This window comes from Aeromonas aquatilis, assembly GCF_054052405.1.
Genome location: NZ_JBSTYP010000040.1, coordinates 19900 through 45316, shown reverse-complemented (window position 1 = coordinate 45316; position 25417 = coordinate 19900). Strand labels below are relative to the sequence as shown.

Below are 25417 nucleotides of genomic sequence, written 5' to 3'. Positions count from 1 at the left end.
GGTGAATAGTGTTCTCTCGATTTCATTCAATACCCCCGATTGTCTCATCGTAACAATCGGGACTGTCTGTGAAAATCAGGATACCTCACAGATCGTCGAGCGCTGGATCCTGGCCCGTCTACGCCATCAGACCTTCTTCTCGCTTGCCGAACTCAACCAGTGCATCCGTGCCTTGCTGAACGAACTCAACGAGCGTCCGTTCAAGCAACTGCCCGGTAACCGACGTGACGCATTTGAGCAGTTGGACCGCCCGGCACTGGGACCACTGCCGGTGCATCCCTATCGCTATGTCGCCATCAAAACGGTCAAGGTCAACATCGACTATCACGTCAGCTATGAGCAGCACCATTACTCGGTGCCACACCAGTATGTGGGTCAGCAACTGGAGCTCCATGCAGGCGACACACTGCTTCAGGTCTATCACCAGCAACAGCTGGTCGCGAGCCATCCACGTAAAACCATCCCGGGGATGAGCACGCTCCCTGAGCACATGCCGGAACGTCACAGCAAGCAGCAACGCTGGACCCCTGGGCGTCTTAAACAGTGGGCTGCTGACATCGGACCGGGCACCTTGTGCTGGGTTAGCGAACGGCTGGAAGAGAAAGCCCATGCCGAGCAGGCATACCGGCTCTGCCTGGGGCTACTGAGTCTTAGCTGGGAGTATCCGCCATCACGGGTCGAGGCTTGCTGCCAGTTGGCTAACCGGGAAGGACTGGTGCGGCTCAAGCAGCTCAAGTCGGTGCTGGCCAGTGGCCGCGACCAACTGCCCGCAAGCCCGCTGAGCTACCCAGAGTTGCCGCAAGAGCACGAGAACATCCGCGGCCCCCAGAGCTTCCACTAAAGAGGATACGCCCCATGACCCAACAAACCCTGACCCGCCTGAGAAACCTGAAACTGACCGGCATGGCGGATGCCGTGCAACAACAACTGGAACAGGCGAGTACCTACGAAGGGCTGCCCTTCATCGAGCGGCTAAGCCTGCTGGTCGAACACGAACAACTGAGCCGGGAGCAGCGTAAGCAAACTCGGCTGGTCAAGCAGGCAAGGCTCAAACTCCAGGCCACGGTGCAGGAGCTGGACTACCAGTCAGCACGCAACCTGGAGCGGTCACAGGTCGCAAACCTGGCCCAAGGAGAGTGGCTGCGCCGGGGCCAGAACCTGCTCATTACCGGCCCCTGTGGCTGTGGAAAAACCTACCTGGCTTGTGTGCTGGGCTACCAAGCCTGTCAGCAAGGGCATAGCACTCGTTACTACCGGCTGCCACGTCTGCTGCTTGAGCTGAGCCAGGCCAAGGTAGATGGCAGTTACGCCAGACTGCTGGGCCAACTGGCAAGGATAGAGCTGCTGATCCTGGATGACTGGGGACTGGAGGCGGTGAATGCCGAACAGCGCAACGCACTGCTGGAGATCATGGATGATCGGTATGGGAAATACTCGACGATAGTGGTCAGTCAGCTGCCAACTGAAGAGTGGTACGCGAGCTTGGGTGACAACACCCTAGCAGATGCGATCCTGGACCGGCTGATGCACAACGCTCACCGGCTGTCACTGAAGGGAGAATCGATGAGGAAGAGGAGAAGTGAGTTGACCCAATCTGAACAGTCGAGTTAGAAACGAGATGACGTGAGCGCGTTAAGGATCAGGGTGTTCACGTTGGCCGGAATGGCTGTTCAACTTCGCCGGAATACGCAGAATATCCCGGCCATACTTTGCGACTCTCTCTATCCCTCACGCTCCCTGACCAGAGATAAGGATTACCGGATATTCAATCAGCAGAGAGCTTGGCTCTTGCCGAGCGGCGCCCCGTGAATCGTGAGCGACATATCCGAAGCGCATATCTGCACGACGCATACAAATAGCGATATCACGCAGTTAATCCTGCACGACAAAATTAATCGCAAACAGCGAGGGATATTGAGCAAAGTAACAGTGCGGTGAAACGACGGTAAAAAGGATACAAGCGAGGATGTAGATAACAGTGGGGCGAAGGGGCAGATTGGATAACCACGAGTAAAACGGCAAAAATAATGCCGCTCAAAGGCGGCATTATTCAATCTCTGAACCTGACGAATTAGATCAGGAAATCGTTCAGGTCTTTACCCAGTGCTACTTGAGCAGCAATGGCTTTCGGCATACGGCCTTGACCGGTCCAGGTTTTTTCCTGGCCATCTTCTTCGTACTTGTATTTAGCCGGACGCGGAGCACGCTTGCTCTTGGCAGCACCAGCCGCAGCAGCCGGAGCAGTGGCAGTTGCCAGCAGCTCGCGAGGATCAATACCAGCCTGCTGCAGCATTTCGGTGAATTCATTCAGCTTGCGCTGACGCTCTTCCTGTTCAGCGCGCTCCTGTTCAACAGAATCGGCGCGCTCTTGGTAAACCAGGTCAAACTTCTCTTTAGCTTCCAGCAGTTGCTCAAACGGCAGCTCACGAATAGCCGCACGCAAACTGCGAATGTTCAGCAGAACTTTCAGAAACTCGTTCATTATTTCCTCACAAAAAAGTCCGTTACAGGGATAACTGTTTCAGAATAGCATGGACGATTCGCGAGAACATACAGTTTTTCTATATTAACGTTCTTTTTTTCTTAAATTTCACCATCAAGATCGAATGCTTGCCACTATCAATAACAAACTGGCTGGAATGCAGATCTTCTGGATAGAGTGGTGATTACCATCTTGTGTTCAAGAAACATCAGTATTTCAAGACTCATTAATTTCCAGTTCAGCATCCAACAAAACTAACTCGGCAACCTGACTTATAAGCCTGAGCGCACATTTCTACCATACGTTCAACATCATGTGACAAGACTACGCCTATCTGTTTAGCAATGAACATGTCTAGATCCTGTCCCGTCCCCCGATGATGAGGGGATATCCCAACTGACTATCAACCCATTCGGCACCACCAATAAAATTACATATTAATCAATTGGTTGAGAACAACGAATGACATTTCAAATATGCTTTTCTTAGCCCGTTTGACAGACGTATTCGTCCGAAAACAGACTGTTCGGATACTGGAAGTCCAGAAGGTCAACAATAAAAAAGCCAGCCGTTTTAAGGGCTGGCTTTCTATGTAGCCAAATAGCACTATTTATTTTTGGTGATATTCTTGCCTGATTGATCAACACCGGTAATCACTGCCTGTGAAGCAGACCCAGTTAAAAGGGGCTCGGTTGGATAGAGCTTAAGTGCTTCTGCCCGCATCGCATTGGCTTCCTCCGTACGACCCAATGCATTAAGTGCGATCACCATATTGGCGTATATGTTGGCACGGGGTGTATGGCGTACGAATGCCTGCCCCCACTCCAGATAAGCTCCCAGTTCGGTCTTGTTGTTTGTCTGCAAACCCACCATCAGACGAACCGAGTTCACATCAAACTCGACTCGGGTCAACCAAGCCATGGGATTGATGATATCAAGTAGCAAGGTCGGCTCTTTATACCCACCTCTTTCGTACTTGGTGACTACCCATGCGGTGTGAATTGCTGTGAGCATAAAGGGAACAACCAGCAGCGGGATAGCGATCGCCATAAATCGCAGCAACAGCCATGGGCGGCAATCCATATCCCACCATGATGAGAAACCCTGACTCGCCAGGTTGGTCTCCTCAATTTCGGTATCGATGATATAAATCAGCATCAGCAACAGCCACCACAACACGATCGCATGGTAGAGCGGGTATTCCGTCTGGGTATGAAGCAAGATCGGTGTAACCAGAGCAAGCAATCCCATGGCATTTACCCAACGCACACTCGCCAGACGCCATAATAATACCCCCCCCATGATCACCATGCCGACCATGGGCGCAATACCGCCCTCAACAACCCAATAGAGAAACTCGTTGTGGGGGTGGTCAAGATTGTACTCAATCTGCACCATGGACGGATTCAGTGCTTTATCAGCCATGTAGTGATGAAGAAAAACAGATTCAAAACTGCCGTATCCCCATCCACTCCAGGGAGCCTGTGCAATCAGTTTTACAGCATAAGGCCAGTAAATAGAGCGCATACCACCGGACTGATAGATCTCTAATCCGCGTTTTGCTCCAGCCAGCCAATATTGTGATAACAGGCCAATCGCTACAGCCAAAATAACCAGGCCCACTATACGCCATAAAAGCCGCTGTCGATAAAGCTGAGGCATCAGTAAAAACAGTGCTAGCAGGCCGCCTAACTGCCCCACTCTAGATTGCAAAGCAACGAGCAGCAGTGCTGCAGATAGAATGACACCATAGCGCAACGCCATCAGCAATCGACCACCCGCTCGGCGTAATTCCAGCCAGATAGCAAGGGCAAGGCCAGTTGCCATAAATGTCGCCATCACATTTGGCTGTTGAAAGATCCCGTAAGGGCGATTGGCTTTGGTGTCATAGCCAATCCAGTTACCTGGCGTTAAGAGGTAGAACTGCACCAGACCCAGCACTGCCTCCATCGCGATCGCGATCAGGATGAGATAAAGCAAGCGATCACGCTGCGCCTTATCAAAGCGCCATTGATAGAGTCCAAACAAAAACAGCAGACCAGCAAAAAGCCCCAGTAATCTGGGGATGGCATAATCCTTGAGTGAAAATCCTAGATAAAGCATAGGGAGCAGCAGTAAGAAAGCCCCTACCCATAACCCAGCCTGTAATGAAGAAAATACCAGACGCTGGCGTAAGGTCACCTGCCACAATCCCAGCCCAATAGCCAACGAGGCAAACACCCATCCCCATGTGTTAAAGGGCAGATAAAGCCCTGCACCACCAGGGTTGTGCATAAAAAAATGCATGCCCAATAGCCAATAAAGCACACTTAAAGTCATCATGGTTCGCTTTAACGTCACAACCCAACTCCTTAAGCCAACCTAACATTGAAATGGCAACGAAGATATAGATAAAAGAAAGAGGGCTAACAGCCCCCTCTGCTAAACCACAAATATTATGAATCTTCTGGCCGACTAAAGGCGTGACGAACAAGAACAATCACTATACCCAACATACCGCCAAGTAAGGTGCCCAAAACAACAATCAGTGGCCGTTTCGGCTTGTCTCTGGTAAAGGGCTCTTCTGGTGAGTCGATGACATGAAATGATGAAAACTTCGAATGCGCCAAATTTAATGCTTTCAAGCTATTTAGCTGCTGGCGAACGTTGGCCAGCTCAGGATTTAATATCTCAGGAACTTTTATTCCATTTAGAATTCGCAGTTTTTCTGCCAGGCCCTTACTGCCTAAATCAATGTTAAATATTGATTCTAAGCCAATACGTTCCAAAGGCCTATCCACTCCTGCCGCCTGACTAATTTGTAGACTGTATTTGGTCTTTAGAATTTCATCTTGGAGAGTTTTAAGCGCATCAGATTTTATATTTTCATACTGAACAGACAGAACTTGTATACGACCATTCAAAATACTATTAAGCTCTTCATTTTTTTCTGCAATCTGCTGCGCCTGAATAAAATCCATATACCTTAATAAGCGCTGATTCGCCAATTCAGCACTTTCAGCAGAAAATCTCAAGGTAAAATCAGGGCTAGTTTTATCGAAAGGTATCGCTACTATATCTTTGCTGAGCTCATTCATTAATGCACGCTCACTGCGACTATCCTTGATCTCAGCTCGTTTAACTTCTTCAGCAAAAACACCTTCATTTATAAGGAATGCTTTTTTATTGCTCATACTATTAAATGCTGCAATAAAGCTTTTATATATTTCAGGACGTTCCAAGGTCGAAAAATCGATCTGTTCAGCAGCTTTGAGAGGCATACTACCTTTGATCTGTGCAACCCCCAGCGCCAAAGCATCCACCTGTTTAATTGATGGTTCGCTGATCAAGGCTTGACTTGTCCACACTTGACGAGCAAGAAAGGCATAAATAGAAGAAACACTTAAAAATATAAAAGAAAGTAACAGTATCAATAATTTATCGCGCCATAAAATAGAAATAATATCGCGAAGATCTATTTCATCTTCTGCTGAAGAAAAAGCGTTTGGCAAGACATTTTTTGATATCATTCAATCACCGATTATAAAAAACTTTCCAAAAAAAATACCACATTATACTATAAAACACCTCATTCCAATGAGGTCAGACTATAAAGTGCGGTCTTGCGTGACAACATCTGTCCACCATCACGAGTGAGCGGAACCCAACCGATAGAACCTTTAGTTGTTGTCGGGTGGATCAGCATCAGATCGAAGGGAATTGTGACATAAATGCCTTTGGTGAAGCTACCTTCACCATACTCTTCAGAAGATACGTCTGTCAGTGTGGCATAAGCACCAAGCATAACCCCTGAGTCAAACAGTTTTGAAAAATCAAACGTCGCCCCCTTATCACCAGCCAGATATCTCCCTACAGCAATTTTGGCCGTGATGTTGTCAAAATAGGGCAATTGCAAGTAACCAGTCAGGTGCCCAGTAACCACATCGTAATCTGCCATCTTGAGGGTGTTATACCAGTCCCTCTGTTTTACCCAGTTGGTATCAATACCAACCGCCCATGACTGTCCATAAGGACGATATAATGCTTCTCCTCCCACACCTGCATACATCATCTCAAGATAACCACCATACACTTGGCCATACCAGTCTGTAGATAACTGTTGTATATTAGTCAACTGCAAGTTGTTTAATAAAACATTTGATGAATCTACATACTCACGGATCCATGTTCTGACTCGTGGTAATGCCTCACCATCAGCAGGCGGCGTTTTATAATTAAACTTATCGTAATTATTAACAACATTAAGAAAAACCGTGCTATCCAATGATATCTGTTCAGACAAGTGCCAACTGGCATTACCATTTATTCCGAACTGATACATATAAAAAGACTCAGGCCCCCCAAAGGATTGATTCAAGTCAGAGTCAATTGAGTATGATATTCTATCCTTTTCCTCTTGAAATACTTTCTTGCTACTCTCATAGTCTTTACTGATAGCGCTAGTATAGAACTGCGCTTCATGCTCCTGCCCCAAAGTCTGGGTCACATTAGCGGCTCGCACCGATGGCAGATCGATAGTCGTTTCTTGTAGCTTGAAATCATCCTTGCTATCGAGGACATGGACCTTACGTACTGATTCGGGTAAATAATTTGCCGCCAGCAAACCGGTTCGGAGTGTAGATTCATCTCTATTTCTGTATTTAACCTGCTCGGCAATAATCGTTACCGATGCATCATCTTGATATATAACAGTATCTTTCCAACCTGCATTACTATTCAAGTCACTGGAAAATTGCTTCCAGTCTACATGTGCCACCGTATCTGGCACATTTTCAACCTGATATCTTTGGCGAGGGTCATCAATATGTGCTGATTTAAGTTCATTGAAATTGGTTCGCATGGTAATCCCCCACATCAAGGTATTCCCTCGCTGCCAACTCAGATGCGTATCTATATTGTCAAATACTCTATAGACTGCACCAACATTCCATGGCGATGTTTGTTTTAATGGATCATAGCTCGCGGCAAACTCTCGGCTATAATCGTTACCATCATACTCCAGTTTCAATCGTAGAGGATGCCATGGCGTTTGATATTCAACGCCACCAAATAGTGCAGTTGTCCCATGGAAGAGGCTATTCCATTCAAACTTTCCACCACTTCCTGAAACACCTTGGTTCCGCTGACACCAGCTATCTTTAATTTCACAGAATGGATTATTGATATTGCCACTTTCGGCCATATTGCCCCACCCCATGCCAAGAGTGAAATCGAAAGGCCCATAGCGCTTACTCGCAACGACATATTCACTATCAAACAACCCGGTGCCCATCAAATCTCTGAAGCCAAGAGCAACTTGGGGGGCCCATTTAGACTCCCGCATCAGTCTGAATTTGAAGTCTATTCCTTTATCTTTATAGGTTTGATCACCACTAAAATCTTCGTTTTGACTGTAGAGTTGTGTTCTCACATCAGTATAACGCAGGGTAGCTTCAAACCAATCAAAGGGTTGAACAGAAATAGACCAACGACGATATTGATCATTATCAAAATAGTTGGCGCTGAACTCCCCCTCTTTTGCCATTCTGGCAGTCGGCATCTGCATCAACCCCACACCACCAAAATCACTCTGCGATGGGCCATATGGGTCATTAGCAGAGCTTGCAGCATGCACAACACTACTTACGAAAAGCGCAATAAACGTTACTCTTGGTATCATCACTCAGGCATCCGGTTGGCAAGCAGATTAGCAATACGCAGATTTAGATTCTTATACTTGGCAGGTAACAAGTCTGTATCAAAACCGACAAATAACGTTGCTCCAGCCATCGGCTCACGATGTAATTGGTTCCAGACAGCAACAGGCACCAGCGAGACCTCGCCTGTTGGTTGAATCAAATATGCTTGAGCCAGATCGGCCCCCGCTAACAGCGAATATGCTTGCCAGTAATCAGCTAAACCAGCACCTTCGCGTAAAAGTTGTCTGGAGGCTCCATTAATTAGACCAGTAAAATAGATAAACTGACTACGAGGAGAGATGAACAGTGTGTAATCACCAGATAAGAGAGGATTCTTATCTTCATGAGCACGATTGATAACAGGATCGATTGTTATGGGTAATCGCCCTGTAACATTAAGGCGGTCAATCTCAATTAAAAGTTGCTGTGAAGATTGTACCCATGCCCCCATATTACCATCACGCATCCACTGTACTTGCAACGCCTTCAGGTCATTCAAGAGATTGATCTTAGCTGATATTATATTAGCGTGAGACTGAGGATGACTTATCTGCGCACTGCGCCAATACGTTTCAGAGGGTAATTGTGAGGATACTAAAAGATCAGCAAGCCTAGCCCCTGATAATAACTTCACAGTGGCAACTGAATGATTGGAGTAAACTACATTTACTTGACTACCTGGTTCTGCACTATGCACCGTGATGGCAGGCAATAACAAAGCGAAAAGAGTTTTAAATTTCATGATAAATATGGTTTCAAAATGGTCATTTTAATAACTGGCATATCAGGCCCCAGCTGCTGTTCTGTTCTTAGCACTTCGCCATTATGTTGATCAACCCAATATTTGTTTAACCACTGTTGATTGAGTGATGGAATATCAATCAATTCTTCAAACATCAAGGTTTGATAAGATTTCCCGAGTATCACAAGTGTGTCTGCTTGAGGAGGATTAACATTTACACGCACCTGATAGCCGCTTACATAGTCTTTAGTCCATTCACTTCTATACGACCAAGGCTGGTAGGCTTGTCGGCATTCTTCATTAGTTACGGAAAACTTGAGAAGACGCAAAGGATCAGAACTGGCTCCGATTTCATGAATACTATAGAGGTCATTATCCAAGCCAACAGTCTTAATAATACGGCCATACTTGGTAACAAAAATATTTTTGTCTGCACCCATCCAAGTAAGTGAGCTATCTGGATCAGCAAATGCTAATACTACAAATGCTTGTGGGCTATCACCTACTTGCAGATAGGCGCTGGCGTAGGGGATCTTACTCACTTGTTCAGCAGTCAGTTCAACATCTGGATTACCCCAAGCAGCATATCGTATTGTTGCAAATGTATTGGACCCAGTGGTCGAGCATCCACTTAATAAAAACAACCCTAAAAATATCAATTGACGATTGAAAACCATATCAACAGAGCTCGGTTTGAAAAGAAGAGCGCTAAAAAATAAGGCTACCAAAGGTAGCCTTATTTTTTAAGAATAAATATTCACAATTACTTGGTAGCAGTATTGGTATTGGTATTGGTACCAGTACCTGCATTGTCTTTGCTGGCTTCAGAAACAACCAGTGCGGTCAACGCAGCAACACCGACACCAATGGCAACTGCAGTGGTAGTGCCAATTGCTGCGCCAGTAGCAGCAACACCACCGGCAGTGCCACCAGTGGTAGTAGTAGCTGCTGCAACTTCTTCAGCAGCAAACGCATTAGTTGACAGAGCCAGCAAAGCGGCCAGAGTCATAGCTGACTTTTTCATGCAAACATTCCTTATCATGAGTGAGTTAAGAAGATATAGAATAATCCCAAATTGAGAATTTGACCAGCGCTCACGTGGTACATTTGAGTCAAACTCTCGTTTTGTATAGCTACCACACAAGCCACACTTATGCCACCTTACGACGCATAACGTGACGACCCAGCAGCAGCACAACACCGAACAAAGTGCCTAGTAAAGTACCAAGTACCACGATAAGCGCGCGCTTGGGCTTTAATTTCTCTTCAGCCACAACCGCAGGGTCCAGGGTTTTGAACACATACTCCTGGTTGACTTCAGCCAGCATCAGCGTTTTGGTCTGATCCTCAATCAGTTGATAAAAAACCTTCTGCATATCAGCTACTGGTGTCTTTTCAAGCTGGGACTTAAGGTAAGTAATGTTACGGATAGCATCATTCTGATCGCGCGTTTTCATGGTCGCGTTGAGATCTGACACCAACCAGTCAACCCACTGCTTAGCAAGTTGTGGGGAGTAGAAATCAACCACAACAGTCACCAACCCGGACTTGTTATCCTGGCTGACACTCGCAAGCTTGCGAAATGCCTCGACCAGCTCCCAATCCGTAGGCTCCACAGACTTTCCATTCGGCACTTCGCGAACCCACTTTTTATGGGTTAAGTCATAGATGTCTTCATTAATAATGAGCTCACCAGTTACTTTGTCTGCCCTTGAGGCTGCAATTAATGGCACCTCCAAGTGATGTTCTCGGATAAAGTGGCTTAAAAACTGACGTGATTTACCTATTTCAACAGTAATCGCCGTTTTATCGGCCTTATCACTCTTCAGATTGATACCAGCTAAATTGGCCAGCCCGCCAAACTGGGCAGCCATAGCAGCAAGCCCACCACCTTGTTGTTCAGATGACGGAGCAAGTAATGCTTCTGCTCGATAAACATTAGGGAGTGATATGGCAATAAAAATAGATATTACAGCACCGAGCAGGGTAGTCATAAATAGCCACAACTTTCCCCGCCGCAGAGCCATGAACAACTCACGTAAATCTATCTCATCATCTGTCACAGGGGGCATAGCCAGTGAAAATGAAGGCTTTTCTTTTCTGTTTGTCATATAAAACCGGATGTTAAAGAGGCCAGGCATTCTGCTTCGTCACCTGGCCAGTTAGTTATCAAAAAAAGTCAACATTACTTGACTGCACTCCAAGCAACACCCAGTTGATAGAGGACCTGGGTTGCAGAAGTCATTATGCTCAAATTATCCAGATAGTCAGAATCCACAGGCACGATAATACTGTCACCAGGCTCCAACCCTTTCCGACTACCAAACCAGCTATCACCAGGCAACATGACACTCCCATTTGCTTTTATGACATAGATACGATCGGTATCCGCTTGTTTCTTGGTTCCACCTGCGCGGCTTAGATAATCCTTAATACTCAACCCACTGTCATAAATGTGAGTAGAGGGAAACTGTACCATCCCTTGAATTGATACCACATTTTGCAAGGCCGGCACGTAAACCTTATCACCATCTTGTAGCATAACATCGGCATTCTTTTCACCGCTTAAAATAGCAGGCATATCAATCGTCATACGTCCAATAGCCTTGGTATTTTCCAGGTGATTGACAACTGTCATAGCCTCAGCAGGAGAGCTATTGTAGTTTGCTATGCTGGATTGCCGGCGCAACGTCATTGTTGCAATTTCTTGTTTCAATTCATCGCGCAATAACTCAAGACGTTCAGCTTCTTGCTTACGCAGTGCTTCCCGTGCAAACACAGTTCCATTTGGATTTGCATAGGGCGTGATACCACCAACCCGCTGAATCAAATCATGCAAACTTTCGCCACGGCGAACAGTATAAGTCCCCGGGAATTTGACTTCGCCAAAAACTTGAACAGTTGCCTCCTCACGCCATTGAGGATGCGGTAATACATTCATGCTATCTTTGGATTGAACCAATGGCGAACCGGTCACCCGATTTGCCGTAGCCAAATCCAGCCGTTGATTTTCAATCGAGATGTCGTTGCCGCGCTCGTTGACACGGGATAACTCAATTATATTAGCCTTTTCATTAAAACCGCCAGCCGCCAAGATCAAATCATGAGTGCGGCTATATCGCGTTAAAGGATAAATCCCCGGATATTTTACCTCGCCACGCACCTCGGCAATCTGCACCGGCTTACCTTGGGCAGCTTGCGCTTTCAAACGCTCCAGAACTGGGGATAGCAAAGCTTGACGAGAAGCACCGACAATTGCTTCGGTCTCTGTTGAACCGGACACCTTCGACAAAGTCATTTTGTCCTGTTTACTAATTTCACTAACTTTAACATCGGCACCAGTACTATTATCTACGGCGTCAGCTTGCTGCTGAATTCGTTGCTGAGTCAGCTGGTTAAGCCCCTCGGAAGAAGGGTGACTATTAGCCACTTGCTTCAATCTATCTGTTGCATCATTACTAAAAATCAACACCTGATCGCGCGGCTGTAAGCGGATATCATCCTCCCCACCAGGCATTTGCAATGCACGCCCCAAATTGAATTGCAGCACCTCAATATTTCGCTGAGCATCCATTTCACGCACAACCAAGGCATAGTTGAGGTCTGTCACCGAAGTCAGGTCGCGTTCAGCGCTTTGCAGCACACGACTGATCCGCATACCAGGCTCAAAACTAAAGACACCATCACGGACTACTGCACCTTTCACTACAACAGCCTGACTGTATTCTGTGGTGCTTGGCTTGACATTAATTTTATCGCCATCGCGAACGACAAACTGGCGATCATGCTGACTTGACAAGTTCAGGTTGAAAACCCGCATACCACTCTCACCATAACGAGTGACTGACACCTCATTCAGTGCCGAGGCTTTCATCCCACCTGCCAATCCCAACACATTACTCAGAGCAGCTGGACCACTCAGCTCGTAAATAGCAGGGCGTTTGACAAGACCATCAATACTCACCTCATTGCCCTTGGCTGGGACAAAGACCGTATCACCAGAGCGCAACCGAATATCCTGACTGGTGTCCCCCCAAACCAGCATCTTGTAAAGATCAACATCAATGACTTTATTACCAGCACGCTTGACCTGAATCTTGCGCAATGAGCCAACGGTATCAATACCACCTGCAGCCTGCAGAGCCTGAGTCACAGTCGCCATACCATTAACATTATAAGCACCGGGGCGATAAGCATCGCCCATGACAAATACTTGCATGGTACGCAGCGCTCCGAAGCTGATAAAGGCTTCAACCCCAATCTTCTGCTCTTTAATTCGGCTCTCAAGCTCACTACGCAATTGCTGGAATGTTTGCCCGGAAGCAGCTATTGGCCCCAGCGAGGGGAAATCGATAAACCCTTCCCGCCCTATTGCGAGGGTATAAGTCGCATTTTCCTTGCCATAAAGCTGAACCAGAATTTCATCACCAGGCCCCATAACATAATCATCTGCCACCGGCATATCGACCACCGGAGCATCTGTTAAAGGCTCACCAGCAAAAACATTGTAACCAAAAGGCTGTAACGTTCCCTCTTGCGCAACACCGGCCACCAAAGGCCGCTGGGAAGTTTGGCTATAATCAACCTCGCGAGGAGCGGCTACCGGCGCAGTCTTAACCGGTGTAACGCTACTTTTTTGTCCTGCCCCCCCGCCCAACTGAGAGGTATCGACACCATACTGTACAGCCAATGCCTGCTGCTGGGCAGGAGATAACTGCTTAAATTTCGCCATCATCTCTGGTGTTATTTGTGGTGCAGCGACTACCGTTCCAATCAAAGCTGCTGATGATAAACACAGTCCTTTCATTTTATTCATTATGTTTAATGCCTGCCGATATGAAAATTTGATCAAAGTCCGCTTATGGATTGAAAATAACAATCTAAGTGGTTAGTCGATGATAAAAAACTATCATTAAAACAATTTTAACGGTGAAGGTTCAACATGAAGTTGCCCAAACCAAACTCCACTTGAAAACGCATAACAACAACATTAGTACTTATAACCGATTAGACCATAATATTCATTGCATAGGTAGTGATGAATCTGAATAAAGAAAATCTATATTAGTTAATGTCGGCTTGTTTAACTGCCCATGACTTGTGATTCTCGCATGCCACACAAGATCACAAATACCGTCTGTTGGTGAAAAACCAGCAGGAATACCAAGTAAGAGTTCGCGAATTTTTTCGTGATCAAACTGATGACAAGCGCTGTCGAGATCCACCAAAAATGCCCGAAGTTCAGACCAAGTGAGCATCTGCTCAGATGCTTTCATTATACGCGGATGCGCAGTCCCTTCGACTTGCTCACCAATCAACAATTCTTCATAAAGCTTCTCGCCAGGTCGTAACCCCGTAATCTTGATTTCGATATCACCGTCGGGAAATTGTTCATTTCTAACACGCAAACCACTGAGGCGTACCATGCGGTATGCTAAATCTATAATCTTGACTGATTTCCCCATGTCCAACACAAATACATCGCCCCCCTCTCCCATGGCTCCAGCCTGAATCACCAGCTGAGAAGCTTCAGGAATTGTCATAAAATATCGAGTGATATCAGGATGAGTGACTGTAAGCGGCCCACCAGAGCGGATTTGCTGTCGGAATAAAGGCACAACAGATCCGGAAGAACCTAGCACATTGCCAAAACGCACCATGCAAAAGCGAGTGTGAGACTGCGCAGCTGCAAGGGCTTGAAGCACCAACTCAGCCAACCGCTTGGTCGTTCCCATGGTGTTAGTTGGTCGTACTGCTTTATCAGTAGAAATTAAGACAAATGTCTCCACTCCTGCCGAGATAGCCGCTTGAGCGCTGTATAAGGTACCAAAAACATTATTACGAACCCCCTCAACAACATTATATTCAACCAAAGGAACATGCTTATATGCCGCGGCATGATAAACTGTTTGAACTTGAAAATAACGCATCACGGCTTGTAAGCGATGCATTCTTTGTACAGAGCCCAACAGGGGGATGATTTCAACATCAAGACTCTGAGCTATACATAACTCCCTTAGCTCTTTATCAATAGCGTATAATCCATACTCTGATAATTCAAAAAGGACCAATTTTTCAGGTCGGCAGCGAATGATTTGTCGACATAATTCCGAACCGATAGAGCCCCCCGCTCCGGTAACCATGACTTTCTTGCCAGATATGTTGGCGTTCATCAAATTAGGGATCGGATCAACAGGATCCCGACCTAGCAGATCTTCGATAGAGACTTCTTTCAATTCATCAATGTGAGCCTTTCCTTCGACCAAGTCCACCATGCCAGGGATAGAGAGTACCTCGCATGGAAAGTGCTCTAAATGATTGATAACCTCTTGACGGCGAGCTCGAGATGCACTGGGCATTGCTAACAATATTTTCTTAATTTCAAACTGGGAAATCAAATTAGCTATACTTTCAGAGCTATAGACGCTGACGCCTTGAATAACAGCTTTAACCAAGGAGTTATCGTCATCGACAAATGCAACAGGATAAAATTCTTGCCCTTGATTCAAGGCAATCTGTAATTGACGTCCAGATGCTCCGGCACCATATATTAGAACCGGAACACGGGTATGTTTTCCACGGTGAATGGCCATTCTGAAGAAAAGCCTAACCCCACCAACCAATAACACTGCAAAAGAGAAATAGATAAGAGAGACTGTTCTTGGCAAAGGTACGGCAAGAAAGAAAGCCAACATGACGAACATGACGGCAGACAGAGCTACCCCCAATGACACAGTCCATAGTACTTTAAATCCCACATACCGTAATACGGCACGATAAAGACCCAATTTCATAAATATGAAAACAGTCACAGGGAGAAGCAATGCCAGGACATGCCAATAGTTGACATCGTCAAATGGCGCCTCTGCGTCAAGACGAACTCCAAACGCACCCCAGTATGCGATTGACAGTAATATCGAGTCAGCAAATACACTGATTAGTCGCTTATAGAAACGAGAGATACCTAAAAAAAGATCCAACATGATTTATCCCAGTATAAATACATATTTATTTATTTTTAATTGCATCACCACTGCCACGGCCTGTTGCGGTCATCAGTATGTAGCGAAAGTACTTTTCAATATTTAATGAATCAATCATTTCACGATCAGTTTTGGCTAACAAGGCTGGTGTAGACATATCAATATTCTGAATCTGAGCTAAACCTGTAATACCAGGCAATACATCATAAATACCCAAAGCATCACGCTCTTTGATTAGTTCTTCCTGATTAAATAGATTAGGTCGAGGCCCAACCAAGCTCATCTCACCTTTAAGTACATTAATGAGTTGTGGAAGTTCATCAATTTTAGTCTTGCGTAAAAAGGCCCCTAGCTTGGTGATCGAACTTGTGTTAGCCAAGTGGCTCGCCACCGACTGGGTATCGACCGACATGGTACGAAATTTAATCAGTCTGAATGGCTTTTTGTAACGCCCGACCCGTTCCTGTACAAAAATGGGTGAACCGGTATCAAACAGGCCGATCAAGGTGACGACCAACAAAATAGGCCAAAGCAATAACAAGCCAAAAAATGCTGCAAAAAAATCAAGCGCTCGAATCAACATCTTTCTTTATCCTCAATAAAACAGCGTTTAATCCCTTCCTCCAGCGATATCGGTGGCTGCCAACCCAATATTTTTTTGGTGTGGCTGATATCGACCTGTAGATTACCACACAACCGTTCAATTACAGCCTGCTTACCCGTTAGCTTGCCTGCCAATCGTAACCAACTCATTGGCACTGGCAATAAACGCGGAGATTTACCCGCAGCACGACTCATCTTCTCAAGTAACTGAGTGGTTGATACATCCTGATCATCACTAACCAAAAAGGTCTGATTGGTAGCATGAGGGTGGTTGATACAGGTAATGATCAAATCGACCAGGTTATCAAGCGCGACAAAACTTCGCTGATTATGAATTGCTCCAAGCGGTAACCAACGACCATGCCTCACGGCATGAGTTAACTTACCAAAGTTACCTGGAGCCTTAGCCCCATAAATTAAAGGTGGACGGATAACAACTACTTCAAGCCCAGTCTGGGAGGCAAGTTCGCGCAATGCAAACTCAGCCGAACATTTAGACGCTGTATAATCATCCCAAGGTTGAGGTGTATCATCAAAGCGAAATGGTTTTTGCTGATTATGGCCCCCATTTACTCCGATGGAACTAATAAATATAAACCGTTTAACACCCTGCTCTACGGCCTGCTTGGCTAACTTTATAGTCGCAGCACAATTGACTCGATTAAACTCGGCTTTTTTATCTGTAGAATTTTTATGAACATGGGCCATCGCAGCACAATGGATTACAACATCCGAGCCGAGTAATGCATCTGTATAGTCCACATCTGCGCCAAGATTTCCATATACATGCTGAGTTAAATCAGACTCAAAAAATGGTAATGCACGTCCAAAAGTTCGAACAGAAAACCTCCCACTTTTAATTAAGTTCTTTAGAACAGATCTTCCAACAAATCCAGTTGCCCCGGTCAACAAGATCATAAATCCCCCTACCGATAAGAAGCTACTATCTTATTTTAATGATAACAAATTAATCAACCATGATGAAATGTCATATTTCTTACGAATTTCGCTGTTAATTGGCTGATATTCAGAATGTAAAAAAGAATTTTCTATATAGGGATTTTCTCTATCAATCACGAGTATATTGTTAGGATTATAGAAATCATATTCCATTACACTCTTGTTGGTTGTAATTAATTTTTTTTGCATCCCTATCATTTCAATGGTTCGCATCGTTAATCCATTTTGATTGGGATGTTCTATATCAATCACAACTTTTGTATTAGCCAATACAGAGATGATCTCTTTTGATGTCATGGAATTAAAAGATATGTCTTTAAGAGACATTCCCTTTAGCTCACTAGTAAATAACTTCTTTAAAAAAAACACTAACCTACTGGGAGAATAATAAAATAAATAACTATTTTTTTTATCCGTCCCTAGGCTATCAGCAATAGTAGTTACTAGATTGTAGCGACCACTATGAGCAGTTCCGATAAATGCAATTTGATAATGGTGATTATTTAACCTACTTAAATCTTTAGCATACCCATCGATATAAAATAATGGTAAAAACTCTATCCTAGAATCAATGAATGAGTCTTTTTTATCGAAGGTAACCACTTTATCGAAATACCCTATCAAATTAGAGGCATTTTTTTTATTTTTTATTGAATCCCAAAGATATAGAACTGTCTTTATTTTCGGATTGTTTAACTTTAGATTTTTTATAAAATCAGCAGTAATCGTTTCTGGAGCTACCACCAGGAGATAGTCATAATCCGTGACTACAGCATTTCTCAGGATATCAGAATAATAATCATTGATACTTTTCTTAATTACAGCTTTAAAGTTAAGTCTATTCAATATTTTAGCAAAGGATGAATTAAATGGCCTTTCATCATAATAGTCAACCTGAGCACCTAATTTTGCCAAGCCACTCTTAATTTCATGCTCATATCCAAAAAAACGCGGACATATAAAAAGGACTTTTTTGCCAGCCAAATCGTTCATGTTATCTACCAATACCAAGAGAAGTGCCTTGATACTTAAGGTATCCAAGGCACAACATGAGAATAGTATTATTTATACAAGCCTTTCTTTTTCATTTCATCTATGGATTGCTCATAACGGTCACTTTGCACATCCTGCAAGTTAACCCAACTGGTAAACATCTTCATTCCCAGCTCAAAGTTGATGCGTGGCGCAAACCCAAGGTCTCTTTGAACCCTAGTCAAATCAGCATAGTTGTGACGAATATCACCAACACGGTAATTACCGCTTACGTTAATCTTGGAATCACTCTGATAGATATCTTTAAGGGTTGTAGCGACTGTGAGTACATCCGTGCATATACCAGAACCTACGTTGTAGGCCTTACCTGTAGCCTTATCACTTTGTATCGCTAAAATAATAGAGTTGACTACATCATCAATGTAGACAAAGTCTCGGCTCTCTTTACCATCTTCGAAAATATTAATATCATTTCCATTCTTTATTCGTGTAGAGAAGATTGACAAAATACCGGTATACGGATTAGACAGTGACTGTCCTGCCCCATATACATTCTGAAAGCGCAGTGCAACTGTATCAATACCCAAGCTCTTGCCGGTGATTAAAAACATCTGTTCTTGAACTTGCTTGGTGACACCATAAATAGACGAGGGATGAATTTTACTTTCTTCATCTGTCGCCAACAATGCTACATCCGTATTGCATAAAGGACACTTGACATTGAAGTCCCCTTGCAGCATAGTGGCATCATCACGCGCAGTCGGATATACAATGCCATGTTCTTGACACTGGTACTTACCCTCTCCATAGATAGAGCGTGAAGAAGCAATTACCATTCTTTTAATGCTGTGCTTTTGATTAGCTAATAAGTCGAGAAATATCGCGCTACCACCAATATTAACATCACTATAGCGCTTGATTTGATACATCGATTGCCCTGTGCCAGTCTCAGCAGCCAAGTGTACGACTATATCTACCCCTACCAACGCCCTTAACCAATCCTCTCTTGACTCAACAGTGCCTTTGATAAAAGTAACTTTATCTTTAATTGCACGATAGAGAGGCGATAACGCGGGATCATCGCCATGAATTTGCGGGGATAAATTATCCAAAACAGTTACTGAGAAACCAGATGCAACCAGCTTCAATGCCAAATTAGAACCAATAAACCCTGCACCACCAGTAATTAATACATGTCCCGTCATTTTCATTACCTATTTTAATTCTTGAATAAAAATACCATGAGAATCCGTGCGTCTCCAGATACCAAGTTGATGATCATACCTTTTTATAATTCTTGCAGGAGCACCAACAATCACACAATAAGATGGAAACGATCCTCGAACAACACTATTTGAACCAACAATAACATTATCACCAAGTTTGGTTCCAGCTTGGATGGCTGCCCCAATTCCGATATAGCAATTCTTACCAATACTAGTATCTGATATTTTATTATTCTGTTCTAAGACTGGCGTATCAATTTTGTCATACTCATGATCTATATTTGTTACAAAAACCCTAGCCAATATAACTGTTCCACTACCGATAACTAGTCTTGATGCTGATGTTATGTGAAATGATTGGCCTATTGCAACATTATCCTCAATTATTATTTCACCATCACCATGAACCTCGATTCTTGAACCAGGGAATATTCGTACACGCTTTCCTATTGATACCTTATGTAACCCCATAAAAAAAATTGGGAACGCAATATATGTAGGAAACTTTATCTTTTTAAAAAAAAGCGATAAAAATAATGCACTTAGCATCCACTTTATTTTAAATAGCATAGTTAAAATCGCCGTGAAATTACAATAATGGTTCTTCTAATGTGTTTAACGTAATAAAATACTTTAAACATAAAAGCAGCGACATTTGATAATCTTTTGCTTTTGTGTAATTTATTTATTGTATATATAGTTCCTTTATGCATGGCAGATAGATTGCTTGAGAGACCAGACTCTCCATAATTATTCTTGCCTCCACCAGTGATAACTAATGACTGAGGCATATAATAAAAATCACCAGCATCACACAACCTAAGCCACAAATCACCATCCTCAGCATGTGACATTGACTCATCATAATAACCAACTTTGTTCAAAAGTGTTTTCTTTACAATTGCAGTTGATGTCTGTGGAAACATCTTAATCAATAGTTGATGTAATGTAGCCTTATGCAAAGAGGTGATTTTTTTGCCATAAAGAGTCAGCATTTCATCATTTCTCGCACAACCAATAAAATCAATGTTAAACGGGGATGATTTAATTACTTTAAATTGTTCTGATAATTTATTAGGAAGCCAAATATCATCAGAATCGATAAAAGCAATCCAAATTCCGCAGGAAATATTAATTCCTAAGTTTCTCGCGCTTGAGACTCCTCCATTCTCTTTGTAAATATATTTAAAATTAACGCTGGAATTTTCCCCCATAAACTCCCTGATTAGCAAGTCAGAGTTATCTGTTGACCCATCGTTAATTATAATAATTTCACTAACTAATCCGAACGAGGTTTGATTAATTATGGAATTTAAACATTGAACTATCGTTTTTGAAGAGTTATATACAGGGACAATAATTGAAAGCATGTTAGAGCAAACCTCTCCATTTATCTATTATATTAGATTCATTCCACTGCCGCCCCTTAACAAAGCCATTTTCTGACATTGCCGCCCTCAAATCGTTGCATAACATTAACTCTGTCAATCTTTTTTGATACAAAGTGAAATTATCCATCTCGACTAAGAAACCATCCACTTGATGACTTATTATGTCTTTAGGGCCAGAAGGACAATCAAAAGATATAACTGGCAATCCAAATGATAATGCCTCTAAAACGACCATTCCGAAGCCTTCACTACTCGAAGTAAGAGCAAATATTGATGCTTTAGTGTAAAGCTCATCAACATTTATTTGCGGGGGGACTATTTGAACATTATCACATATATTTAGTTCAGATATAATTGAATTTATATCATTTTGCAATTCCCCAGTCCCAACCAATAAAAGAACCCAATCTTTGAGTTGTGTATTATTTTTAATAATGTCAGCCCAGAGTTTTATTAATAAAATTTGTCTTTTATCTGGAGTAAAACGACCTATGTTAATAACAGTTTTTTGGGCTGTATCTGTTTTTTTGTACTTTAGTGGGGGACGCAGATGCGGTATATGTATGGCAGGAAAACCATTAGATGCAAAAAAATTATAATCATCTGTAGTCGGTAATACATATGCCCTAGATAACTTATACGCTAACTTTATTGCTCTATACACAATATTGTAATTACTTCTTGCTCCATGCTCTGATGCTATAATATCCCGCCCACTCTTTAAGACCAAAAGGCACTCTAAATATGAGCGAGGGGTTGTAACATATACACAATCATAATCATGATCTTTAAAGTAAAAATGTAACTTACGTATTGAATCAATAATATTCCCTAAAATTCTTCTAGCTCGTTTAATTCTACTACTCATATCAAAAACAAGTGCAGAATTAATTGAATCAAACTTTATTCGATCATCAATAACATAAAAAGATGATGGTTTATCTTTCACCAAAATAGTAACTTCATTATCAATACAGAGAACATTAGCCAATGTTGCGACTACTCGCTCAATGCCACCAGCAGGCTGCATACTATCAAGATAAATTAAAACACGCTTCCTCATTAATACACCTAATAATTAAAGTATAGGTTTATTTAAACATATGAAACTTAGTATAAGTTACTCATCAACTTTTATTTAGATGGTTGCAACTTCTTATAAAAATAATTAATAACAGAAAAACAGCTAATGACATTACATACGACATGAAGTCATTAATCCAGCCATGTAGAATGAAAAGTACCATGGACAAAAAAGATAGTTCTAATACAGCACCATTACGATCGATAGTTTTGGATAAAATGACTGCCGCGAAGAGAAGTAATATGGATATAAAAAAATATAGAACAAATGACACATCATCAATAAAAATTAATCCAGGCACCCCCACAGGAACATTCCAATCAAAGGTCTCCCCACCACTAACATAGCTTCCAATGAGCTTATAAAACTGGTATGGCGTATTCGGTAAGCCAATGAGGTTTTCAAAAATCCTTTGAGTTGTTGGATACATCAAACTAAAATCATATCCAGAGAGAAACCTGTTAACGCCGTTCGAGTTATCAAATATAAAGCTGATATTTGATACATGTTGAAAGCGCTCTACAGTCTCATTAAAATATTTTATATATGTTACATAAAAATCATTCTTTCCCCAAAAAGCTATAAAACCATCGAAAAATGACATGTTTCTAAACTCATCAGAGATGACAGTTAGTAACATGTAGTGCTTAAGGGAACGCACGAAAGGAAAGAGTGAAAAAGCGATCACAATCAAGATGAAATTCAATCTAAGATTCACCCTTCCCTTATCGTAGAACGCAGCTAAATTTATTAATGCCAGTAGATAAATAAAAATCCCGGTTCGCCCTGAATACAAATAGATGATAATTGTAATAACTAGATTAATATAATAAAGTACGCTTCTGAACTTTATGCAATAAAATAAATATATAAGCAGCAGTGTATCTACGGATAAAAGATAATTGAACATCAGATAGAAAAATGAACGTTCAACATCTGATGAGGGTGATATATAACCATTAACAAGCCCGTTGAGGTGAGTCAATGCCAGAGCAAAGAATATTACATCAAGGCGCTTAGAGTTTACTGTCGCGACGTTATAGGTTGACATTACTTCAAAGGACTTGAATATTAATACATACCCCCCCCAGCACATCAGTATTAAAAACAATGCCATGGATAGGCTTTCGGGTACAGCTGGATAATTCCCAGCAAAATCCCCACCCAGCCGCCCACTAAACGAATAATAAATAGTAAAATATATGTTAGAAATTATGTACAATGACAAATATACAGTTCTATTCTTTTTCAAACCGTTGCTATTTAAATTCATCACATTATTTCAATTTTAGATTTAACGATCTCAAGGAATTTTCTTTCATATTTCAGACATGGTTCAATATAATTACCCTCTCCCCATTCATTCCAAGACTTTATCATTATCAATCTTTCAGACTCAGGAATATGAGCCGTCTTAAGCAAACACTGATCAAGATGAGCTGCAAACGCGGCAGGAGTCGCGTTAGTCAACACCACACCACGTCGACCATGTCTGATTGAGGAGTCCCAACGTGGAAATACCACCGGTATTTCATTATGTGCCACATCTACATTAGCAGTAAACCTTTGCATTCTTTCACTGTAATCATACTTTCTAAGGCAGACTGGAATTTTTTTGTTTAAAATAATCCTGATTTTGTCAGTAATTTTCTGTTGTAGTGAACGCCCCTTCATAAAATTACAGCTATTTAAAAACCTATCAAACCCATAATATTCAGCAATATGAACATCGCTGTTTTCAGCGATAAAGAAGCAACCATCAAACCCATGCTCTTTTGCCATCCTATTAAACGTATCCATAAACAAAGCACAGTTAGATGCCTCACTAGGATTGTAAATAAAAAATACGGGCTTATTATCTATTTTAGTATATCTATCATCCATAAAAAATGGCAGCAGATAATTAAAATGCTTTTTAATATCGTAATCATACCTCTGTTTCTTCAATAGCAATCCCTTGGACTTGTTGTACCAAGTATGATTAGCCCAAGCAAAACAAAATTTAACATCAATATCACTAGACAATATTAACTCAGCTGGCTTATGTAGTAATTGTTCATTATCACCAAACCAATAATGCCAAAATGCAAATGTAGATATAGAATGCTGCTTCGCTAGTTGGTATTGCTTTTCAACAACAGAGACATCCTCTAAAGAGTAATACCCAAGCTCTCCAACTTTAGGTATATCATGCCCTGAAAACAAAGCCGCAGCAGACTTCAGCAATGACCACTCCGTGAATCCATTCCCCCACCATTCATTATTTTCAGGGATTTCATGAAATTGTGGCAAGTAATATGAAAAGACTTCTCTTATCTTAATTTTCTGCATTTTATTTAAAACCTATTAAACGAACCATCATTTCTCTGAGAAAAATGTTTCTGCTGTACTCATGAAACTAAGCACTGAATCTGTATTCTTCTTATCATTATTTCTTATAACATCAAGCTTTAATCTTCTTGTTTCTCTTGCATAGTCAATATCATCAAAGCCATATGCTATACCATATCTATTTTTTTCATCTGGATACCACTCTGTTTTGCTCAAACAGTCATCTGGTATTACCACTGAATCACAACCACAAAGCACAGCGAATGTTGAATATGCAGAATATAAATCATACGATATAAAACATGTAACACTCTTGAATACTCTAGCTATTTCAGCATGATCCATTCCATCTATCAATATTGCATCCTTAGGATGGTGGATCAGGGGCTTATCAGACCCTTTTCGGATTGAATATGCAACGCCACTTCTTACTGAGTAGGTGTTGTTATCATTATAAACACTTGGAACATGAATCACTTTCAATGGTGAAGAGGAGATTTCTGAACCATAGAAAGCAAAATCATCAACTAAGCCATCATCAAACTTGAAATACAACTCACCGGGTCCATAATAAATATCACCGGTGAAATATCCAGGCTTATTCAACAACCAACGAATAACTCTTTTAGCTTTCAGAGGATTGCCAAAAACAATTTCAGGATATATGACAATATCATTGTCTGACAGCACATTTCCAGTGTGTACAGGTGTATTAAAGTCAACGTTAGTTTTATATTTTCTAAATAAGCTGCCAATAGTATTGCGCATCAATGAGACGCATCCTGACATGTCTTTCTTTGTTATTTTGAACTGTGGGAACCACGGATATAAAACTGCATTGCCACCACATTCATTAATGATGTGGCATAGTTTATGTAATACGACTATCCCCCCAGCATTGGGAGTATAGGAGGGCGAAAAAATAACATATCTGGTAGCCATTA

Annotated in this window: 22 protein-coding genes; 2 read left to right on the top strand and 20 right to left on the bottom strand. The window is 42.4% G+C overall.

Annotated features, from left to right (window positions below; all coding sequences use genetic code 11):
- Together ACW5W8_RS15980 and istB are read left to right on the top strand one after the other, a co-directional pair.
- Positions 1 to 841: Mu transposase domain-containing protein (locus ACW5W8_RS15980; protein WP_498628679.1), on the top strand; the 841-nt coding region annotated here is incomplete at its 5' end.
- Positions 842 to 855: 14 nt separating this feature from the next.
- Positions 856 to 1611 (top strand): IS21-like element ISAs29 family helper ATPase IstB, encoded by a 756-nt coding sequence (gene istB, locus ACW5W8_RS15975; protein WP_498628678.1) that lies wholly within the window; start codon positions 856 to 858, stop codon positions 1609 to 1611.
- A 460-nt stretch (positions 1612 to 2071) separates the two neighbouring features.
- Here istB and ACW5W8_RS15970 read toward each other — a convergent pair whose 3' ends face one another.
- From ACW5W8_RS15970 to ACW5W8_RS15875, 20 genes are all read right to left on the bottom strand, one after another.
- On the bottom strand, positions 2072 to 2482 hold the full coding sequence (locus tag ACW5W8_RS15970; protein ID WP_064338382.1) for an H-NS family histone-like protein: 411 nt from the start codon (positions 2480 to 2482) through the stop codon (positions 2072 to 2074).
- A gap of 606 nt (positions 2483 to 3088) precedes the next feature.
- Positions 3089 to 4804 (bottom strand): PglL family O-oligosaccharyltransferase, encoded by a 1716-nt coding sequence (locus ACW5W8_RS15965; RefSeq protein ID WP_498628683.1) that lies wholly within the window; start codon positions 4802 to 4804, stop codon positions 3089 to 3091.
- A gap of 113 nt (positions 4805 to 4917) precedes the next feature.
- Positions 4918 to 5991 carry an LPS O-antigen chain length determinant protein WzzB gene (locus ACW5W8_RS15960; RefSeq protein ID WP_482320428.1) on the bottom strand — a complete coding sequence of 358 codons (1074 nt, stop codon included), beginning with the start codon at positions 5989 to 5991 and terminating at the stop codon, positions 4918 to 4920.
- A 59-nt stretch (positions 5992 to 6050) separates the two neighbouring features.
- On the bottom strand, positions 6051 to 8141 hold the full coding sequence (locus tag ACW5W8_RS15955) for a YjbH domain-containing protein (RefSeq protein WP_498628681.1): 2091 nt from the start codon (positions 8139 to 8141) through the stop codon (positions 6051 to 6053).
- Positions 8141 to 8902, bottom strand: a complete 762-nt coding sequence (locus ACW5W8_RS15950) for a capsule biosynthesis GfcC family protein (protein WP_080938065.1) — start codon at positions 8900 to 8902, stop codon at positions 8141 to 8143. Before ACW5W8_RS15950 ends, ACW5W8_RS15955 begins: the two co-directional genes overlap by 1 nt.
- A complete protein-coding gene (locus ACW5W8_RS15945; protein WP_155400134.1) occupies positions 8899 to 9579 on the bottom strand; it encodes a YjbF family lipoprotein in 681 nt (226 codons plus the stop codon). The genes ACW5W8_RS15950 and ACW5W8_RS15945 overlap by 4 nt, the downstream gene beginning before the upstream one ends.
- Before the next feature lie 86 nt (positions 9580 to 9665).
- Positions 9666 to 9926, bottom strand: a complete 261-nt coding sequence (locus ACW5W8_RS15940) for a hypothetical protein (protein ID WP_320657384.1) — start codon at positions 9924 to 9926, stop codon at positions 9666 to 9668.
- Between the two features lie 127 nt (positions 9927 to 10053).
- A complete protein-coding gene (locus tag ACW5W8_RS15935; protein ID WP_482320431.1) occupies positions 10054 to 11043 on the bottom strand; it encodes a Wzz/FepE/Etk N-terminal domain-containing protein in 990 nt (329 codons plus the stop codon).
- A gap of 44 nt (positions 11044 to 11087) precedes the next feature.
- Entirely contained in the window at positions 11088 to 13718 is a 2631-nt protein-coding gene (locus ACW5W8_RS15930) for an SLBB domain-containing protein (RefSeq protein WP_498628674.1), read from the bottom strand.
- Positions 13719 to 13923: 205 nt separating this feature from the next.
- Positions 13924 to 15885, bottom strand: coding sequence for a polysaccharide biosynthesis protein (locus ACW5W8_RS15925; RefSeq protein WP_482320433.1), 1962 nt, complete (start codon positions 15883 to 15885; stop codon positions 13924 to 13926).
- Positions 15886 to 15910: 25 nt separating this feature from the next.
- Positions 15911 to 16468: a sugar transferase gene (locus ACW5W8_RS15920; RefSeq protein WP_498628672.1), complete on the bottom strand. Its 558-nt coding sequence runs from the start codon at positions 16466 to 16468 to the stop codon at positions 15911 to 15913.
- The gene (locus ACW5W8_RS15915; protein WP_482320435.1) at positions 16462 to 17406 is read right to left on the bottom strand and encodes a UDP-glucose 4-epimerase family protein; all 945 of its coding nucleotides are present in this window, start codon (positions 17404 to 17406) and stop codon (positions 16462 to 16464) included. The genes ACW5W8_RS15920 and ACW5W8_RS15915 overlap by 7 nt, the downstream gene beginning before the upstream one ends.
- A gap of 30 nt (positions 17407 to 17436) precedes the next feature.
- Positions 17437 to 18441, bottom strand: a complete 1005-nt coding sequence (locus ACW5W8_RS15910) for a WaaS/CpsH family glycosyltransferase (RefSeq protein WP_498628669.1) — start codon at positions 18439 to 18441, stop codon at positions 17437 to 17439.
- Positions 18442 to 18509: 68 nt separating this feature from the next.
- Positions 18510 to 19646 (bottom strand): NAD-dependent epimerase/dehydratase family protein, encoded by a 1137-nt coding sequence (locus tag ACW5W8_RS15905; protein WP_498628668.1) that lies wholly within the window; start codon positions 19644 to 19646, stop codon positions 18510 to 18512.
- A 9-nt stretch (positions 19647 to 19655) separates the two neighbouring features.
- Positions 19656 to 20237 (bottom strand): DapH/DapD/GlmU-related protein, encoded by a 582-nt coding sequence (locus ACW5W8_RS15900; protein WP_448007378.1) that lies wholly within the window; start codon positions 20235 to 20237, stop codon positions 19656 to 19658.
- A gap of 2 nt (positions 20238 to 20239) precedes the next feature.
- Positions 20240 to 21037, bottom strand: coding sequence for a glycosyltransferase family 2 protein (locus ACW5W8_RS15895; protein ID WP_448007379.1), 798 nt, complete (start codon positions 21035 to 21037; stop codon positions 20240 to 20242).
- A gap of 1 nt (position 21038) precedes the next feature.
- Entirely contained in the window at positions 21039 to 22121 is a 1083-nt protein-coding gene (locus tag ACW5W8_RS15890) for a glycosyltransferase (RefSeq protein ID WP_482320437.1), read from the bottom strand.
- Between the two features lie 64 nt (positions 22122 to 22185).
- Entirely contained in the window at positions 22186 to 23415 is a 1230-nt protein-coding gene (gene wzy, locus ACW5W8_RS15885) for an oligosaccharide repeat unit polymerase (RefSeq protein WP_482320438.1), read from the bottom strand.
- Positions 23415 to 24473, bottom strand: coding sequence for a glycosyltransferase WbsX family protein (locus ACW5W8_RS15880; protein ID WP_448007362.1), 1059 nt, complete (start codon positions 24471 to 24473; stop codon positions 23415 to 23417). The genes wzy and ACW5W8_RS15880 overlap by 1 nt, the downstream gene beginning before the upstream one ends.
- A gap of 27 nt (positions 24474 to 24500) precedes the next feature.
- Positions 24501 to 25415 (bottom strand): hypothetical protein, encoded by a 915-nt coding sequence (locus ACW5W8_RS15875; RefSeq protein ID WP_498628665.1) that lies wholly within the window; start codon positions 25413 to 25415, stop codon positions 24501 to 24503.
- Positions 25416 to 25417 lie beyond the last annotated feature (2 nt).

Excerpts from the sequence above, each read along its gene's own strand:
- istB (WP_498628678.1), top strand. The coding sequence starts at position 856 with ATGACCCAACAAACCCTGACCCGCCTGAGAAACCTGAAACTGACCGGC.
- ACW5W8_RS15970 (WP_064338382.1), bottom strand. The coding sequence starts at position 2,482 with ATGAACGAGTTTCTGAAAGTTCTGCTGAACATTCGCAGTTTGCGTGCG.
- ACW5W8_RS15965 (WP_498628683.1), bottom strand. The coding sequence starts at position 4,804 with ATGATGACTTTAAGTGTGCTTTATTGGCTATTGGGCATGCATTTTTTT.
- ACW5W8_RS15960 (WP_482320428.1), bottom strand. The coding sequence starts at position 5,991 with ATGATATCAAAAAATGTCTTGCCAAACGCTTTTTCTTCAGCAGAAGAT.
- ACW5W8_RS15955 (WP_498628681.1), bottom strand. The coding sequence starts at position 8,141 with ATGATACCAAGAGTAACGTTTATTGCGCTTTTCGTAAGTAGTGTTGTG.
- ACW5W8_RS15950 (WP_080938065.1), bottom strand. The coding sequence starts at position 8,902 with ATGAAATTTAAAACTCTTTTCGCTTTGTTATTGCCTGCCATCACGGTG.
- ACW5W8_RS15945 (WP_155400134.1), bottom strand. The coding sequence starts at position 9,579 with ATGGTTTTCAATCGTCAATTGATATTTTTAGGGTTGTTTTTATTAAGT.
- ACW5W8_RS15940 (WP_320657384.1), bottom strand. The coding sequence starts at position 9,926 with ATGAAAAAGTCAGCTATGACTCTGGCCGCTTTGCTGGCTCTGTCAACT.
- ACW5W8_RS15935 (WP_482320431.1), bottom strand. The coding sequence starts at position 11,043 with ATGCCTGGCCTCTTTAACATCCGGTTTTATATGACAAACAGAAAAGAA.
- ACW5W8_RS15930 (WP_498628674.1), bottom strand. The coding sequence starts at position 13,718 with ATGAATAAAATGAAAGGACTGTGTTTATCATCAGCAGCTTTGATTGGA.
- ACW5W8_RS15925 (WP_482320433.1), bottom strand. The coding sequence starts at position 15,885 with ATGTTGGATCTTTTTTTAGGTATCTCTCGTTTCTATAAGCGACTAATC.
- ACW5W8_RS15920 (WP_498628672.1), bottom strand. The coding sequence starts at position 16,468 with ATGTTGATTCGAGCGCTTGATTTTTTTGCAGCATTTTTTGGCTTGTTA.
- ACW5W8_RS15915 (WP_482320435.1), bottom strand. The coding sequence starts at position 17,406 with ATGATCTTGTTGACCGGGGCAACTGGATTTGTTGGAAGATCTGTTCTA.
- ACW5W8_RS15910 (WP_498628669.1), bottom strand. The coding sequence starts at position 18,441 with ATGAACGATTTGGCTGGCAAAAAAGTCCTTTTTATATGTCCGCGTTTT.
- ACW5W8_RS15905 (WP_498628668.1), bottom strand. The coding sequence starts at position 19,646 with ATGACGGGACATGTATTAATTACTGGTGGTGCAGGGTTTATTGGTTCT.
- ACW5W8_RS15900 (WP_448007378.1), bottom strand. The coding sequence starts at position 20,237 with ATGCTATTTAAAATAAAGTGGATGCTAAGTGCATTATTTTTATCGCTT.
- ACW5W8_RS15895 (WP_448007379.1), bottom strand. The coding sequence starts at position 21,037 with ATGCTTTCAATTATTGTCCCTGTATATAACTCTTCAAAAACGATAGTT.
- ACW5W8_RS15890 (WP_482320437.1), bottom strand. The coding sequence starts at position 22,121 with ATGAGGAAGCGTGTTTTAATTTATCTTGATAGTATGCAGCCTGCTGGT.
- wzy (WP_482320438.1), bottom strand. The coding sequence starts at position 23,415 with ATGAATTTAAATAGCAACGGTTTGAAAAAGAATAGAACTGTATATTTG.
- ACW5W8_RS15880 (WP_448007362.1), bottom strand. The coding sequence starts at position 24,473 with ATGCAGAAAATTAAGATAAGAGAAGTCTTTTCATATTACTTGCCACAA.
- ACW5W8_RS15875 (WP_498628665.1), bottom strand. The coding sequence starts at position 25,415 with ATGGCTACCAGATATGTTATTTTTTCGCCCTCCTATACTCCCAATGCT.